Origin of the sequence: Streptomyces sp. CA-278952 (genome assembly GCF_028747205.1) — a bacterium.
In the GTDB taxonomy this organism is placed as follows: domain Bacteria; phylum Actinomycetota; class Actinomycetes; order Streptomycetales; family Streptomycetaceae; genus Streptomyces.
Genome location: NZ_CP112880.1, coordinates 6,750,098 through 6,765,923 on the forward strand (window position 1 = coordinate 6,750,098; position 15,826 = coordinate 6,765,923).

11 protein-coding genes are annotated in these 15,826 nt (G+C 70.9%); 6 read left to right on the plus strand and 5 right to left on the minus strand.

What is annotated here, in order from left to right; genetic code table 11:
- Positions 1 to 55 precede the first annotated feature (55 nt).
- The 3 genes from N7925_RS29920 (at position 56) to mshC (ending at position 2,800) form a co-directional block, all read left to right on the plus strand.
- On the plus strand, positions 56 to 646 hold the full coding sequence (locus N7925_RS29920) for a DUF3090 domain-containing protein (RefSeq protein WP_265602500.1): 591 nt from the start codon (positions 56 to 58) through the stop codon (positions 644 to 646).
- The gene (locus tag N7925_RS29925) at positions 610 to 1,449 is read left to right on the plus strand and encodes an SCO1664 family protein (RefSeq protein ID WP_265602501.1); all 840 of its coding nucleotides are present in this window, start codon (positions 610 to 612) and stop codon (positions 1,447 to 1,449) included. Before N7925_RS29920 ends, N7925_RS29925 begins: the two co-directional genes overlap by 37 nt.
- A gap of 121 nt (positions 1,450 to 1,570) precedes the next feature.
- Positions 1,571 to 2,800 carry a cysteine--1-D-myo-inosityl 2-amino-2-deoxy-alpha-D-glucopyranoside ligase gene (mshC, locus tag N7925_RS29930; RefSeq protein ID WP_274345717.1) on the plus strand — a complete coding sequence of 410 codons (1,230 nt, stop codon included), beginning with the start codon at positions 1,571 to 1,573 and terminating at the stop codon, positions 2,798 to 2,800.
- Between the two features lie 88 nt (positions 2,801 to 2,888).
- Here mshC and N7925_RS29935 read toward each other — a convergent pair whose 3' ends face one another.
- The 5 genes from N7925_RS29935 to N7925_RS29955 all read right to left on the minus strand — a co-directional run bounded on the left by N7925_RS29935 (position 2,889) and on the right by N7925_RS29955 (position 9,260).
- On the minus strand, positions 2,889 to 3,941 hold the full coding sequence (locus N7925_RS29935; RefSeq protein ID WP_265602503.1) for a PAC2 family protein: 1,053 nt from the start codon (positions 3,939 to 3,941) through the stop codon (positions 2,889 to 2,891).
- A 198-nt stretch (positions 3,942 to 4,139) separates the two neighbouring features.
- On the minus strand, positions 4,140 to 5,750 hold the full coding sequence (locus tag N7925_RS29940) for a glycerol-3-phosphate dehydrogenase/oxidase (RefSeq protein WP_265602504.1): 1,611 nt from the start codon (positions 5,748 to 5,750) through the stop codon (positions 4,140 to 4,142).
- A 14-nt stretch (positions 5,751 to 5,764) separates the two neighbouring features.
- Complete coding sequence (gene glpK, locus N7925_RS29945; protein ID WP_265602505.1) at positions 5,765 to 7,309, minus strand: glycerol kinase GlpK; 1,545 nt, start codon at positions 7,307 to 7,309, stop codon at positions 5,765 to 5,767.
- A gap of 55 nt (positions 7,310 to 7,364) precedes the next feature.
- Entirely contained in the window at positions 7,365 to 8,156 is a 792-nt protein-coding gene (locus N7925_RS29950; protein ID WP_265602506.1) for an MIP/aquaporin family protein, read from the minus strand.
- A 339-nt stretch (positions 8,157 to 8,495) separates the two neighbouring features.
- The gene (locus tag N7925_RS29955) at positions 8,496 to 9,260 is read right to left on the minus strand and encodes an IclR family transcriptional regulator (protein WP_265602507.1); all 765 of its coding nucleotides are present in this window, start codon (positions 9,258 to 9,260) and stop codon (positions 8,496 to 8,498) included.
- Between the two features lie 239 nt (positions 9,261 to 9,499).
- Between N7925_RS29955 and metH the strand changes: the two genes are divergently transcribed.
- The 3 genes from metH to N7925_RS29970 all read left to right on the plus strand — a co-directional run bounded on the left by metH (position 9,500) and on the right by N7925_RS29970 (position 15,797).
- Positions 9,500 to 13,018: a methionine synthase gene (metH, locus tag N7925_RS29960; RefSeq protein WP_274345718.1), complete on the plus strand. Its 3,519-nt coding sequence runs from the start codon at positions 9,500 to 9,502 to the stop codon at positions 13,016 to 13,018.
- A gap of 144 nt (positions 13,019 to 13,162) precedes the next feature.
- A complete protein-coding gene (locus N7925_RS29965; protein ID WP_274345719.1) occupies positions 13,163 to 13,873 on the plus strand; it encodes an HAD family hydrolase in 711 nt (236 codons plus the stop codon).
- Positions 13,874 to 14,198: 325 nt separating this feature from the next.
- Positions 14,199 to 15,797, plus strand: a complete 1,599-nt coding sequence (locus tag N7925_RS29970) for an ABC transporter substrate-binding protein (protein ID WP_274345720.1) — start codon at positions 14,199 to 14,201, stop codon at positions 15,795 to 15,797.
- The last annotated feature ends 29 nt before the right edge of the window (positions 15,798 to 15,826 follow it).

The following is a 15,826-nucleotide window of genomic DNA, read 5'->3' on the forward strand; positions in this document are numbered from 1 at the left end:
GGGTGGACGCGCCGTAGCGCCGCCCAACCACCATCGAAGCTCAAGGGAGCAGGACGTGTCCCGTCAGGTGTTCCTCTACGACCCACCGGACCGATTCGTGGCCGGTACGGTCGGGTTGCCTGGCCGCCGTACGTTTTTCCTCCAGGCGTCCTCCCAGGGCCGGGTCACCAGCGTCGCCCTGGAGAAGGCCCAGGTCACCGCTCTCGCCGAGCGGATCGACGAACTGCTCGACGAGGTCGTACGCCGCACCGGGGGCAACTCCCCGGTGCCCGCGGTGGCCCCCACCGACGTCTTTGACACCGCGCCGCTCGACGTGCCCGTCGAGGAGGAGTTCCGGGTCGGCACCATGGCCCTGGCCTGGGACGGCGAGGAGCAGCGCATGATCGTCGAGGCGCAGGCCCTCGTCGAACTCGACGCCGGCTCCGAGGACGACCTCGCCGAGGCCGAGGAGAAGCTCCTCCAGGACGAGGAGAACGGCCCGCCGATGCTCCGTGTCCGGCTCAGCGGCGCCCAGGCCCGCGCCTTCGCCAAGCGGGCCCTGGACGTCGTCAACGCCGGCCGCCCGCCGTGTCCGTTGTGCAGCTTGCCCCTTGATCCGGAAGGACACGTATGCCCGCGCCAGAACGGATACCGTCGCGGAGCCTGACGGACACGGACCTGCTCACCCTGCTCACCGAGGGCACGATCACCGTCCTCGGGCAGGTCGGCGGCGCGTCCAACGCGGTGCTGCACTGCACGGTGGCGTACGAGGGCGAGGAGCGCCCCTGCGCCTACAAGCCGGTCGCGGGGGAGCAGCCGCTGTGGGACTTCCCCGACGGGACCCTCGCCCAGCGGGAGGTCGCCGCGTATGAGATCTCCCGGGCGACCGGCTGGGACCTCGTGCCGCCGACCGTGCTGCGGGAGGGGCCGTACGGGCAGGGCATGTGCCAGCTCTGGATCGAGGGCCCCGCGTCCGACGAGGACGCCCCCGAGCTGCTGGCGCTCGTCGAGGGCGAGGAGCCCGGTGACGGCTGGAAGGCCGTGGGCTTCGCGGACGTCGGGGAGGGGAAGACCGCGCTGCTGGTGCACGCCGACGACGTCCGGCTGCGGCGGCTCGCCGTGCTGGACGCCGTGATCAACAACGGCGACCGCAAGGGCGGACACCTGCTGCCCGCCCCCGGCGGACGGCTCTTCGGCATCGATCACGGCGTCACCTTCAACGCGGACGACAAGCTGCGGACCCTGCTCTGGGGCTGGGCGGGCGAGCCGCTGACCGAGGAGGCGCTGGCGGTGCTGGGCCTGCTCACCGGTGAGCTGGCGCCGGGGACCGCTCTCGCCACCCGGATGGCCGAACTCATCACACCGGCCGAACTGGAGGCCCTGCGGCAGCGGGTCGCCGGGCTGGTCAAGAGCGCCGTGCACCCGCAGCCGAGCGGCCAGTGGCCGCCCATTCCCTGGCCGCCGGTCTGAGAGCCCCTCGCGTCCGGGCCAGGCCGTACCGCCTGCCCCGGGTCTCACGCAAGAGGGTCTCTTCGGACAGGTTTCCGGTGCCGGTTCGTATCCGGAAGCATCGTCCGGTTACGCTCATGACATGCATGCCTGGCCCGCTTCTGAGGTCCCCGCCCTGCCTGGCAAGGGCCGCGACCTTCGGATCCACGACACCGCGACCGGCGGACGGATCACCCTTGACCCCGGTCCCGTCGCCCGCATCTATGTCTGCGGCATCACGCCGTACGACGCGACCCATATGGGTCATGCGGCGACCTACAACGCGTTCGACCTCGTTCAGCGCGTGTGGCTCGACACCAAGCGGCAGGTCCACTACGTCCAGAACGTGACCGACGTGGACGATCCGCTGCTGGAGCGGGCCGTGCGCGACGGTCAGGACTGGACCGAGCTGGCGGAGCGCGAGACGGCGCTCTTCCGCGAGGACATGACCGCCCTGCGGATGCTGCCCCCGCAGCACTACATCGGAGCGGTCGAGGCGATACCGGGCATCGTGCCCCTCGTCGAACGCCTCCGGGACGCGGGCGCCGCCTACGACCTGGACGGCGACGTCTACTTCTCCGTCGACGCCGACCCGCACTTCGGCGAGGTCTCCGGCCTTGACGCCGAGGCGATGCGCCTGCTCTCCGCCGAACGCGGCGGCGACCCGGAGCGCCCCGGCAAGAAGAACCCCCTCGACCCGATGCTCTGGATGGCCGCCCGCCCGGGCGAGCCGAGCTGGGACGGGGCCTCCCTGGGCGAGGGCCGCCCGGGCTGGCATATCGAGTGCGTCGCCATCGCGCTCGACCACCTCGGCATGGGCTTCGACATCCAGGGCGGCGGCTCCGACCTCGCCTTCCCGCACCACGAGATGGGCGCCTCCCACGCCCAGGCGCTGACCGGTGAGCACCCGTTCGCCAAGGCGTACGTCCACGCCGGAATGGTCGGCCTGGACGGCGAGAAGATGTCGAAGTCGCGCGGCAATCTGGTCTTCGTCTCGACGCTGCGCCGCGACGGCGTGGACCCGGCGGCCCTCCGGCTCGCCCTGCTCTCGCGCCACTACCGGTCCGACTGGGAGTGGACCGACCAGGTGCTGGCCGACGCCGTCGAGCGCCTCGCGCGCTGGCGGGCCGCCGTCTCGCGTCCCGACGGACCGTCCGCCGACGCGCTGGTCGAAGAGGTCCGCGAGGCCCTCGCGGACGACCTGGACAGCCCTGCGGCGCTCGCCGCGGTGGACCGCTGGGCCGTGCTCCAGGGCGCGGAGGGCGGCACGGACGAGGGTGCGCCCGGCGTCGTCTCGCGTACGGTCGACGCCCTGCTGGGCGTCGCACTCTAGGACCAAGCGCGGCTTTCGGACACACGAACGGAGCGCCGCACGGGATCGTCTCCCGTGCGGCGCTCCGCTGTGCGCCACCGGCGCCCGGTCAGTCCTTGTCGGGGGTGTCCCCGGAGCCTTCGCCGGGGTCGTTCCCCGGTGTCTCGTCAGGGCCCTTGGCGCCCTGGTCGTCGGCGGTTCCTCCCCGCCCCGGCTCCGGACGCGGCGGCTTCGGCGGGCGGGTGCGGCCGCTGGAGGGGTCGCGCAGATACGGCACCTCCCCGGACTCCGTCGCATGGCCGCCCGGCCCCTGTCCGGGGCCGCCGTCCCGGCGTCGCAGATAGCGCTCGAACTCCCGGGCGATGGCCTCGCCGGACGCCTCGGGAAGCTCCGCGGTGTCCCGCGCCTCCTCCAGCGTCTGCACGTACTCGGCGACCTCGCTGTCCTCCGAGGCCAGCTGGTCCACCCCGACCTGCCAGGCCCGTGCGTCCTCGGGCAGTTCGCCCAGCGGGATCCGCAGTCCGATCAGGTCCTCGAGACGGTTCAGCAGGGCCAGCGTCGCCTTCGGGTTCGGCGGCTGCGACACATAGTGCGGGACCGCCGCCCACAGGCTGACCGCGGGCACCCCGGCGTGGGTGCACGCCTCCTGCAGGACCCCGACGATGCCCGTGGGCCCCTCGTACCGCGTCTCCTCCAGGTCCATCGTCCGCGCCAGGTCCGCGTCCGAGGTGACCCCGCTCACCGGCACCGGCCGGGTGTGCGGGGTGTCGCCGAGCAACGCGCCCAGGATGACGACCATTTCGACGCCCAGCTCATGGGCGAAGCCGAGGATCTCGTTGCAGAACGACCGCCAGCGCATGGAGGGTTCGATGCCGCGCACCAGGACCAGGTCCCGGGGCTTCTCCCCGCCCACCCGCACCACGGACAGCCGCGTCGTCGGCCAGGTGATCTTCCGCGTACCGCCGTCCAGCCACACCGTGGGCCGGTTGACCTGGAAGTCGTAGTAGTCCTCGGCGTCCAGTGCCGCGAACACCTCGCCCTTCCACTCCCGGTCCAGATGACCGACCGCTGTGGAGGCGGCGTCCCCGGCGTCGTTCCAGCCTTCGAACGCGGCCACCATGACCGGGTCGATCAGCTCGGGCACCGACTCGAGCTCGATCACCCGGGCCTCCTTCCGATGTCTCCATACGTACGGAGCAACCTTACGGCTTCCGGGGGCCCCCACCGCAGCCCTCTTGCACGGCCGGGTGAACCCTGCCACCAGGAGTGGATCATCGGGCGGATCGGTGCATCATGGCCCCCGCGACCGCGCCGACGGGCCGGCTCCCCCGGGGAGCCGCCCCGTCCTCGGACGTGTGGGTCAGTCCCTTTCGGCCAGCAGCTTCTCGACGCCGGCGCGGACACCGTCCGTCGCCAGGCCACGGATCGTCAGCGTGGTCCGGCGGCGCAGCACGTCGTCCGCCGTCTCGGCCCACTCGTGGTCCCGGGCGTAGGCGACCTGGGCCCAGATCTCCGGGGCGTCCGGGTGGACGCGCTCGGCCAGCTCCGGGCTCTCGTTCGCCAGCCGGGCGATGTCGAAGGCGAGCGAACCGTAGTGCGTGGCCAGGTGCCGGGCGGTGTCCGGTGCCATCCGGGGGCCGGGTGTGCCGCCGTCGATCAGCAGCCGGTGCGCCACCGCGTTCGGGTTGGCGATACCGGGCAGCGGGAGCTTCCGCGGCAGCCGGTTCATCGGCTCCATGTCCTCGGCCAGCGGGTGCCCGGGCAGGGCGGCCAGCTTGTTCATGACGGTGCGGCCGATGTGGCGGAACGTCGTCCACTTGCCGCCGGCGACCGAGAGCATCCCGCCGCGGCCCTCGGTGACGACCGTCTCGCGCTTGGCCTTGGAGGTGTCGCCGGGACCGCCGGGCAGCACCCGCAGACCCGCGAAGGAGTACGTGATCAGGTCACGCGACAGCTGCTGGTCCTTGATCGAGAACGCCGCCTCGTCGAGGATCTGCGCGGTGTCCGCCTCGGTCACCGCGACATCCGCCGGGTCGCCCTCGTACTCCTCGTCCGTCGTGCCGAGCAGCAGCATGTCCTCCCAGGGGAGGGCGAACGTGATCCGGTACTTGTCGATCGGGGTGGCCAGCGCCGCCCGCCACGGCCGGGTCCGCTTGAGGACCAGGTGCGCGCCCTTGGAGAGGCGGATGGAGGGGGCCGCGTTCGGGTCCTCCATCTTCCGCAGGTGGTCGACCCAGGGGCCGGTGGCGTTCAGGACGAGCCGGGCGGTGACGCCGAACTCGGTGCCGTCCGCGCTGTCCTTCAGGTCGGCGCCGGTGACCCGGCCCCGGGTGAAGCGCAGCCCGGTGACCGCCGCGTGGTTCAGGACGACCGCGCCCGCGTCGACGGCCGCGCGGACCGTCATCAGGGCCATGCGGGCGTCGTTCATCTGGTCGTCGCCGTAGACCGCGACGGCCTTCAGATTGTCGGTGCGCAGCTCGGGGACGTCGCGCTGCGCCTTGGCCGGGGAGATGACATGGCCGACGCCGTCGCCGAACGCGGAGAGCGCGGAGTAGGCGAAGACGCCCGCGCCGAGCTTGGCCGCGCCGTGCGGGCCGCCCTTGTAGACCGGCAGGTAGAAGGTGAGCGGGTTGGCCAGGTGCGGGGCCACCTCGCGGGAGACCGCGCGGCGCTCGAAGTGGTTCTCCGCGACCAGCTTGACCGCGCCGGTCTGGAGGTAGCGCAGGCCGCCGTGGAGAAGCTTGGAGGAGGCGGAGGAGGTGGCGCCGGCGAAGTCGCCGGCGTCCACCAGAGCCACCCGCAGCCCGGACTGCGCGGCATGCCAGGCGGTGGAGATGCCCAGGATGCCGCCGCCGATGACCAGGAGGTCGTACGTGGCCCGGGACAGCTGCTCCCGGGTCTCGGCGCGGCTCGGCAGCGAGCCGGAGGCCGGGTGCGTTCCGAGGGCGGGAACGCTCTGCAGGGTGGTCATGGTGATGCTCCTCGTCAGCTTTCTTCGTCCTCGACCCAGCCCATGGTCCGTTCGACGGCCTTGAGCCAGCTCTTGTACTCGCGGGCACGGGTGTCCGCGTCCATGCGGGGTGTCCACTCGGCGGCCCGGCGCCAGTTGGCGCGCAGCGCGTCGGTGTCCGGCCAGAAGCCGACGGCGAGACCGGCGGCGTAGGCGGCGCCGAGGCAGGTGGTCTCGGCGACCATGGGGCGCACCACGGGCGCGTCCAGGAAGTCGGCGAGCGTCTGCATCAGCAGGTTGTTGGACGTCATGCCGCCGTCGACCTTGAGCGCGGCCAGCTCGACGCCGGAGTCCTTCGTCATGGCGTCGCTGATCTCGCGGGTCTGCCAGGCGGTGGCCTCCAGGACGGCACGGGCGATGTGCGCCTTGGTGACGTAGCGGGTGAGACCGGTGATCACCCCACGGGCGTCGGGGCGCCAGTAGGGGGCGAAGAGACCGGAGAAGGCGGGCACGAAGTACGCTCCGCCGTTGTCCTCGACCGAGGAGGCCAGCGTCTCGATCTCGGCGGCCGACTTGATCAGGCCCATCTGGTCGCGCATCCACTGCACCAGGGAGCCGGTGACCGCGATGGAGCCCTCCAGCGCGTACACCGGGGGCTTGTCGCCGATCTGGTAGCCGACGGTGGTGAGCAGCCCGTTGTACGAGTTCACCGGGGTACCGCCGGTGTTCATCAGCATGAAGGTGCCGGTGCCGTACGTGGACTTGGCCTCGCCCTCGGCGAAACAGGTCTGGCCGAAGAGCGCCGCCTGCTGGTCGCCGAGCGCGGAGGCGACGGGGATGCCGTCGAGGATGCCGCCCTTGGCGTGGCCGTACACCTCGGCGGAGGAGCGGATCTCGGGGAGCACCGCGGCCGGGATGCCGATGGAGGAGAGGATCTTCGCGTCCCACGCCATGGTGTGCAGGTTCATCAGGAGGGTGCGGGAGGCGTTGGTGACGTCGGTGACGTGCACCCCGCCGTCGGTGCCGCCGGTCAGGTTCCAGATGACCCAGGAGTCCATGGTGCCGAAGAGGATGTCGCCGGCCTCGGCGCGCTCGCGCAGCCCCTCGACGTTGTCGAGCAGCCAGCGGACCTTGGGGCCGGCGAAGTACGAGGCGAGCGGCAGCCCGGTCTCGCGGCGGAACCGGTCCTGGCCCACGTTGCGGCCGAGCTCCCTGCAGAGCGCGTCGGTGCGGGTGTCCTGCCAGACCAGCGCGTTGTGCACCGGCTCACCGGTGTGCTTGTCCCACATCAGGGTGGTCTCGCGCTGGTTGGTGATGCCGATCGCCTTGACGTCGGCGGAGGTGATGCCGGCCTTGACGATGGCGCCGGCGACGACCTCCTGGACGTTCTCCCAGATCTCGGTCGCGTCGTGCTCGACCCAGCCCGGCTTCGGGAAGATCTGCTCGTGTTCCTTCTGGTCGACGGAGACGATCCGGCCGTCCTTGTCGAAGACGATGCAGCGGCTGGAGGTGGTGCCCTGGTCGATGGCCGCGATGAACGGCCCGGTGCCGTGGGTGCCGGTGGTGTGTGCGTCGGTCACGGTGTGCTCCCGGAAGTCTGTGAAGTGAAGAGGTGCGGCTCGGACTGGAGGGTGTCTACGCGAAGGCGAGGTTGTAGAGCCCGCCGGCGAGTGCGCCACCGATGAGCGGACCCACGATGGGTACCCACGCGTAGCCCCAGTCCGAACCACCCTTGTTCGGCAGCGGCAGCAGGGAGTGCACGATGCGCGGACCGAGGTCGCGGACCGGGTTGATGGCGTAGCCGGTCGGGCCGCCGAGCGAGAGGCCGATGGAGACGACGACCAGGGCGGTGATCAGCGCGCCGAGCGTGCCGAGTCCGTTGCCCTCGTCGTTGAGGCCCTGGGTCAGGATCGCCAGGACCAGCACGACGGTCGCGATGATCTCGGTGATCACGTTCTGGGCGCCGTTGCGGATCTCCGGACCGGTGGAGAAGATCCCGAGCACCGGGCCCGCCTTGGGGGCGGCGGCCCGGTCGACCATGCCTTCGTCGGTGGACTTGGTCGCGACGATCTCCGGGTCGGTCAGGTGGGCGTGGAACTGGCCGTAGTAGACCGCCCAGACGAGCAGGGCGCCGATCATCGCGCCGAGCAGCTGCGAGCCGAGGTAGAGGGGAACGTCGCCCCACGCGGTGCCGCCCTCGACGGCGAGGCCGACCGTGACCGCGGGATTGAGATGGGCGCCCGATACGCCGCCGGCGAGATAGGCGCCGGTCAGCACGGCGAAACCCCACCCGAAGGTGATGGCCAGCCAGCCCGCGTCCCGGGCCTTCGAGCTCTTCAGCGTGACGGCGGCACAGACACCGCCGCCGAGCAGGATGAGTACGGCGGTACCTATGGTCTCGCCGATGAAAATGTCGGAGCTGGACACCCGCGACTCCTTTGTCCTTCGTCCAGGGGAGAGCGGAGCACCGGTCCCGCCGGTGATCCGCGCCCCAGATGGGTATCCACGAAGCGTGGGCAGCCCACCTGTAAGGGCTTGACCGGCCCTTGGCACCATCACACCCTAACGCGTATTGCCGTTAGGCGTTCGACAATGCCGACCGTTGAACGGCAGTGTTTCCCCCGAGTGAACGAAGCGTCAAGGGTTCTGTGGTCCACGACTCGGTGCGCGACGCGATCGTTACCGCGAGGCGCCGGGAGTCCCGGGCATGGCCGGGCGCCGCTCGGAACCGAGCACGGGGAGGGGCGGGACGGGCCGTGCGGACCGTCAGAAGCGGCCGGCGCCCAGATCCCGGGAGACCGCGCGGGCGCAGTCGCGCACGGCCGCGATCAGCTCGGGCCGCAGCGTGCCGCCCGGGGCCACCCGCTCCACCGCGCCCGTCACGGCGACCGCGCCGACGGGCATCCTGCGCCGGTCGTGGATCGGGGCGGCCACCGCGGCCACGCCCTCCCAGGTCTCCTCGGCGTCGGCGGCCCAGCCCTGGGCCCGGATCAGGTCGAGCATCGACTCGAAGGCGTCGGCGGCGGTGACGGTGCGCCCGGTGAAGGAGCGGCGGTCCGCCTCCATGACCTCGCTGTGGGCCACCGGGTCGTACGCGGACAGCACCTTGCCCAGCGCCGTGGAGTGCAGCGGCTGCATGGCCCCGACCTCCAGCACCTGGCGGCTGTCGTCGGGCCGGAAGACGTGGTGGACGATCAGTACGCCGTGCTGGTGCAGGACTCCGAGGTGGACGCTCTCGCCGCTGGAGCGGGCCAGGTCGTCCGTCCAGACCAGGGCGCGCGCCCGCAGCTCGTGGACGTCCAGATAGCTGTTGCCCAGCCGCAGCAGCTCCGCGCCCAGCTGGTAGCGCCCCGACGCCGCGTCCTGCTCGACGAAGCCCTCCAGCTGGAGCGTGCGCAGAATGCCGTGCGCGGTGCCCTTGGCCAGCCCCAGCGAGGAGGCGATGTCGGAGAGCCCGAGCCGGCGCTCGCCGCCCGCCAGCAGACGCAGCATCGCGGCCGCCCGCTCCAGCGACTGGATGTTCTTGGCCATCGCGCCGTACTCCTCCACCTCGGTTCGACAATGCTGAACACTATCGGTCGATGCCGACCTTCGTCGGGCTCCGGGGGAAAGTTCCCGCCACCCGGCCCCACGCGCCGCACCCGCACAGCATGCAGTCCGTCTCATGGACGCCCCTACGGTCCCGGGCGGTGTCCGGCTACGCTGACGAGGTGCGCCTTCCCCAAGAAGGACGCAAAGCCGACAGCCGTCGCATCCCTGGGAGATCATCCATGGCCTCGTTGCCGACATCCGCCGCCGACAGCCGGACCCGCGCAGACGCACTCCGAGAAGCACTCGCCACCCGTGTGGTGGTGGCCGACGGGGCGATGGGCACCATGCTCCAGGCACAGGACCCCACGCTGGAGGACTTCGAGAACCTCGAAGGCTGCAACGAGATCCTGAACATCACCCGGCCCGACATCGTGCGCTCGGTCCACGAGGAGTACTTCGCGGTCGGCGTCGACTGCGTCGAGACGAACACGTTCGGCGCGAACCACTCCGCCGCGAACGAGTACGAGATCGCCGACCGGATCTTCGAGCTCTCCGAGTCGGGCGCCCGGATCGCCCGCGAGGTCGCCGACGAGTTCGGCGCCAAGGACGGCCGGCAGCGCTGGGTCCTCGGCTCGATCGGCCCCGGCACCAAGCTGCCCTCGCTCGGCCACATCACCTACGACGTCCTGCGCGACGGCTACCAGAGGAACGCCGAGGGCCTCCTGGCGGGCGGCTCCGACGCCCTGATCGTCGAGACCACCCAGGATCTGCTGCAGACCAAGTCCAGCATCATCGGCGCGCGCCGGGCGATGGACGCCCTCGGCGTCCACGTGCCGCTGATCTGCTCCCTCGCCTTCGAGACGACCGGCGTCATGCTGCTCGGCTCCGAGATCGGCGCCGCCCTGACCGCCCTGGAGCCGCTGGGCATCGACCTGATCGGTCTGAACTGCTCGACCGGCCCGGACGAGATGAGCGAGCACCTGCGCTACCTCGCCCGCCACTCCCGTACGCCCCTGATGTGCATGCCCAACGCCGGCCTGCCCGTCCTCACGAAGGACGGCGCGCACTTCCCGCTCGGCCCCGACGGTCTCGCCGACTCCCAGGAGCACTTCGTCCGGGACTACGGCCTCTCCCTCATCGGCGGCTGCTGCGGTACGACGCCCGAGCACCTGCGGGCCGTCGTCGAGCGGACCCGGGGGCTCACGCCGACCGAGCGGGACCCGCGTCCCGAGCCCGGCGCGGCCTCCCTCTACCAGACCATCCCCTTCCGGCAGGACACCGCCTACCTGGCGATCGGGGAGCGCACCAACGCCAACGGCTCCAAGAAGTTCCGCGAGGCCATGCTGGAGGCCCGCTGGGACGACTGCGTGGAGATGGCCCGCGACCAGATCCGCGAGGGCGCGCACATGCTCGACCTCTGCGTCGACTACGTGGGCCGTGACGGCGTCGCCGACATGGCGGAGCTGGCCGGCCGCTTCGCGACCGCCTCCACCCTCCCGATCGTGCTGGACTCCACCGAGCTGCCCGTGCTCCGCGCCGGCCTGGAGAAGCTCGGCGGCCGGGCCGTGCTGAACTCGGTGAACTACGAGGACGGCGACGGCCCCGAGTCCCGCTTCGCGCAGGTCAGTGCGCTGGCCTCCGAGCACGGGGCCGCGCTGATCGCGCTGACGATCGACGAGGAGGGCCAGGCCCGTACGGTCGAGCACAAGGTGGCCATCGCCGAGCGGCTGATCGAGGACCTCACCACCAACTGGGGCATCCACGAGTCCGACATCCTCATCGACACCCTGACCTTCACCATCTGCACCGGTCAGGAGGAGTCCCGCGGCGACGGCATCGCCACCATCGGGGCGATCCGCGAGCTGAAGCAGCGTCACCCGGACGTCCAGACCACGCTGGGCCTCTCCAACATCTCCTTCGGTCTGAACCCGGCCGCCCGGACCATCCTGAACTCCGTCTTCCTCGACGAGTGCGTCAAGGCCGGCCTGGACTCGGCGATCGTGCACGCCTCGAAGATCCTGCCGATCGCCCGGCTGGAGGAGGAGCAGGTCAAGGTCGCCCTCGACCTGATCTACGACCGCCGCGCCGAGGGCTACGACCCCCTCCAGAAGCTCATGGAGCTGTTCGAGGGCGTCAACATGAAGTCGATGAAGGCGGGCAGGGCCGAGGAGCTGATGGCGCTCCCGCTGGACGAGCGCCTCCAGCGCCGCATCATCGACGGCGAGAAGAACGGCCTGGAGGCCGACCTCGACGAGGCCCTCCAGGACACCCCGGCCCTCGACATCGTCAACAACACGCTGCTGGAAGGCATGAAGGTGGTCGGCGAGCTGTTCGGCTCCGGCCAGATGCAGCTGCCGTTCGTGCTCCAGTCCGCCGAGGTCATGAAGACCGCGGTGGCCCATCTCGAGCCGCACATGGAGAAGACCGACGACGACGGCAAAGGCACGATCGTGCTCGCCACCGTCCGCGGCGACGTCCACGACATCGGCAAGAACCTCGTCGACATCATCCTCTCCAACAACGGCTACACCGTCGTCAACCTCGGTATCAAGCAGCCCGTCTCCGCGATCCTGGAAGCCGCCGAGGAGCACCGCGCGGATGTGATCGGCATGTCCGGCCTCCTGGTGAAGTCGACGGTGATCATGAAGGAGAACCTCCAGGAGCTCAACCAGCGCAAGATGGCCGCCGACTTCCCGGTGATCCTCGGCGGCGCCGCGCTGACCCGGGCCTACGTCGAGCAGGACCTGCACGAGATCTACGAGGGCGAGGTCCGCTACGCCCGGGACGCCTTCGAGGGCCTGCGCCTCATGGACGCGCTCATCGGCGTCAAGCGCGGCGTGCCCGGAGCGGCCCTGCCCGAGCTCAAGCAGCGCAGGGTACCCAAGAAGAACACCGACACCGCGGTGCTGGAGGTCGAGGAGCCCGAGGGCTCGGTGCGCTCGGACGTCTCCACCACCAACCCCGTCCCCGAGCCGCCGTTCCGGGGCACCCGCGTGATCAAGGGCATCCCGCTCAAGGACTACGCCTCCTGGCTCGACGAGGGCGCGCTCTTCAAGGGCCAGTGGGGCCTCAAGCAGGCCCGGACCGGCGACGGGCCGACGTACGAGGAGCTGGTGGAGACCGAGGGACGCCCGCACCTGCGCGGCTGGCTCGACCACCTCCAGTCCAACAACCTCCTGGAAGCGGCCGTCGTCTACGGCTACTTCCCCTGCGTCTCCAAGGGCGACGACCTGGTCCTCCTCCATGAGGACGGCTCCGAGCGCACCCGCTTCACCTTCCCGCGCCAGCGCCGCGGCCGCCGCCTCTGCCTCGCCGACTTCTTCCGCCCCGAGGAATCCGGCGAGAAGGACGTCGTCGGCCTCCAGATCGTCACCGTCGGCTCCCGGATCGGCGAGGCCACCGCCGAACTGTTCGCCGCCAACTCCTACCGCGACTACCTGGAGCTGCACGGCCTCTCCGTCCAGCTCGCCGAGGCGCTCGCCGAGTACTGGCACGCGCGGGTCCGCAGCGAGCTCGGCTTCGCCGGGGAGGACCCGGCGGACGTCGAGGACATGTTCGCGCTGAAGTACCGCGGCGCACGGTTCTCGCTCGGTTACGGGGCGTGCCCGGATCTGGAGGACCGGGCGAAGATCGCCGACCTCCTCCAGCCGGAACGGATCGGCGTGCACCTCTCCGAGGAGTTCCAGCTCCACCCGGAGCAGTCCACCGACGCCATCGTCATCCACCACCCCGAGGCGAAGTACTTCAACGCGCGCTGACTCCGTATTCCCTCCGCGGCCTCGCGCCCTCCGCGCGCCGCGGCCGGACACGTCGTACACTGGTCGGTCCAGTGCAGGCCGGTCGCCCTCCCGTTTTCCGGGAATGGCGGCCGGCCTTCTCGTCCCTTACGGAAGGTGTGCCGGATGACCAGTACGGTCCCCGCGTCCTTGACCCGCACGGCCGAAGGCGCCGCCCTGCAGGCGGTCCTTCTCGACATGGACGGAACCCTGGTCGATACCGAGGGCTTCTGGTGGGACGTCGAGAAGGAGGTCTTCGCAGGTCTCGGGCACCAGCTGGACGAGGCCTGGCGGGACGTGGTCGTCGGCGGCCCGATGACCCGCAGCGCCGGCTATCTCATCGACGTCACCGGCGCCGACATCCGGCTGGACGACCTGACGGTGCTGCTCAACGACGGATTCGAGAAGCGCATCGAGCGGGGGGTGCCGCTGATGCCGGGCGCCGAGCGGCTGCTCGCCGAGCTGGCCGCGTACGAGGTGCCCACCGCGCTCGTCTCCGCCTCCCACCGCCGGATCATCGACCGGGTGCTGGAATCGGTGGGCCACCACCACTTCGCTCTCACCGTCGCCGGGGACGAGGTCGCCCGGACCAAGCCCCACCCCGAGCCCTACCTCACCGCGGCCGCGGGCTTCGGCGCCGATCCCTGGCGCTGCGCCGTCATCGAGGACACGGCGACCGGGGTGGCCGCCGCCGAGGCCGCCGGCTGCCGGGTCGTCGCCGTGCCGTCCGTCGCCCCGATCGCGCCCGCGGCCGGACGCGTGGTCGTCGGCTCCCTCGAAGAGGTCGACCTCGCCTTCCTGCGCAAGCTCATCACCCAGGCGGGCGGAACGGGCTGACCCGCGCCGGGCGCGCACCCGCGCCCGGCGCGCGCACTTGTGAACGAACAGCGGATTTTCTGGTCGTCCCCGTGTGCGTTCCGACAACGTTCCGTGGATGTGGATCAGCTGCGAGGCTCATCTGTGAAGAGGCCCGACAGGTGACCTTCCTCACCTGTGGGCCTCCGGTGGGCCGCCGGGATCGGGCGAGCTGTCCGTAATGGTGAGCGTATGTCGCTCCATCCGGTCGCCGGGGGAACGGGAGCCGTCCGCCGGACGGTCGGAGGCACCACCCGCGGCTACTAGCTTTGATTCCTCACCTGCCGGGACGAGGGAGAACGCCCAGATGAACCGCAAGACCCTGGTGCTGCCGGCCGTCGTCGGCCTGCTCGCCCCCGTGCTCGCCGCCTGCGGCAGCACGGACAGCGGCGCCGGTGGCAACGGAGCCATCGTCGTCGGCACCACGGACCAGCTCGTGGCCTCCAAGGAGAACCCCGCGCCGCTCGACCCGGCCATCGGCTACGAGGCGGGCGTCTGGAACGTCCTGCGGCAGACCGTGCAGACCCTGACCACGGTGCCGGGCGGCGGCGGCGAGCCGGTGCCCGAGGCCGCCCGCAGCTGCACCTTCACCGACACCGCGAACGAGAGCTACCGCTGCACCCTGCGGGCGGGCCTCACCTTCGCCGACGGGACGGCCGTCACCGCCGAGGACGTGAAGCACTCCATCCAGCGCGTCATCGACATCGACGCGGACAGCGGGCCGGTCGGCCTGCTCGCCAACATCGACATGATCGAGACCAAGGGCGACGACCAGGTGATCTTCCACCTGAACACCCCCGACGCGACCTTCCCGTACAAGCTCGCCACCCCCGCCGCCGGCATCGTCCCGAAGGCGCAGTACCCGGCGAAGGAGGGGCGCACCGGCTTCCAGGTGAACGGCTCCGGCCCGTACACCATGAAGCCGCGGGTCGAGGACGGCCGGGTCGTCAGGATCGCGTTCACCAAGAACCCCTCGTACAAGGGCGAGCTCAAGGTCCTCAACGACAAGGTCGAGATGGACCTGTTCCCCGACGCCGAGGCCATGGGCAAGGCGCTCGACGAGGAGAAGATCCACATGATGACCCGGGCGATGTCGCCCCAGCAGGCCCGCGACATGCTCGTGGAGCCGGAGGAGGGCATCGAGCTCACCGAGCTGCCCGGCCTGGCCATCAGCTACGTCGGGTTCGACACCAAGGACCCCTCGGTCAGCAAGCCCGTCCGGCAGGCCATGGCGCAGCTCGTCGACCGGGGCGCGATCGCGGGCAAGGTGTACGGCACCACCGCCGAACCGCTCTACTCCCTGATCCCGTCCAGCATCGCCGGGCACACCAACGCCTTCTTCAACAAGTACGGCGAGCCCAGCACCGCCAAGGCCCGGGCGATCCTCGACGACGCCGGGATCAAGACGCCGGTCAAGTTCACCCTGCACTACACCAGCGACCACTACGGCCCGGCCACCGCCAAGGAGTTCAAGGCGATCCAGCAGCAGCTGAACAGCTCGGGCCTCTTCGACGTCTCCGTCCAGGGCAAGGAGTGGTCGCAGTACCGCCCCGAGCAGAAGCGCGGCGACTACGCGGCCTACGGCATGGGCTGGTTCCCCGACTTCCCGGACCCGGACAACTACACCGCGCCCTTCCTGGACGAGAACAACTTCCTCAACTCGCCCTACCGGTCGCGCGAGGCGCAGAAGGTCCTCATCCCGCAGTCCCGCCGCGAGACCGACCGCGCCGCCGCCGGCGCCACCTACGAGAAGCTCCAGGACATCGTCGCGACCGATGTTCCGGTGCTGCCGATCTGGCAGGGCAAGCAGTACGTGGCCTCCCGCGACGGGATCGCCGGCGTGGAGCGCTCCGTCAGCGCCACCTCCGAACTCCAGCTCTGGGAGCTCAACCGGCCCAGCGTCTGATACCCGGCCGGAAAGCCGTCCGGCCCGCC

What these genes read in the sequence shown, in the direction of transcription:
- mshC (WP_274345717.1), top strand. Translation starts at nt 1,571, where the DNA reads ATGCATGCCTGGCCCGCTTCTGAGGTCCCCGCCCTGCCTGGCAAGGGC.
- N7925_RS29970 (WP_274345720.1), top strand. Translation starts at nt 14,199, where the DNA reads ATGAACCGCAAGACCCTGGTGCTGCCGGCCGTCGTCGGCCTGCTCGCC.
- N7925_RS29965 (WP_274345719.1), top strand. Translation starts at nt 13,163, where the DNA reads ATGACCAGTACGGTCCCCGCGTCCTTGACCCGCACGGCCGAAGGCGCC.
- metH (WP_274345718.1), top strand. Translation starts at nt 9,500, where the DNA reads ATGGCCTCGTTGCCGACATCCGCCGCCGACAGCCGGACCCGCGCAGAC.
- N7925_RS29925 (WP_265602501.1), top strand. Translation starts at nt 610, where the DNA reads ATGCCCGCGCCAGAACGGATACCGTCGCGGAGCCTGACGGACACGGAC.
- N7925_RS29955 (WP_265602507.1), bottom strand. Translation starts at nt 9,260, where the DNA reads ATGGCCAAGAACATCCAGTCGCTGGAGCGGGCGGCCGCGATGCTGCGT.
- N7925_RS29940 (WP_265602504.1), bottom strand. Translation starts at nt 5,750, where the DNA reads ATGACCACCCTGCAGAGCGTTCCCGCCCTCGGAACGCACCCGGCCTCC.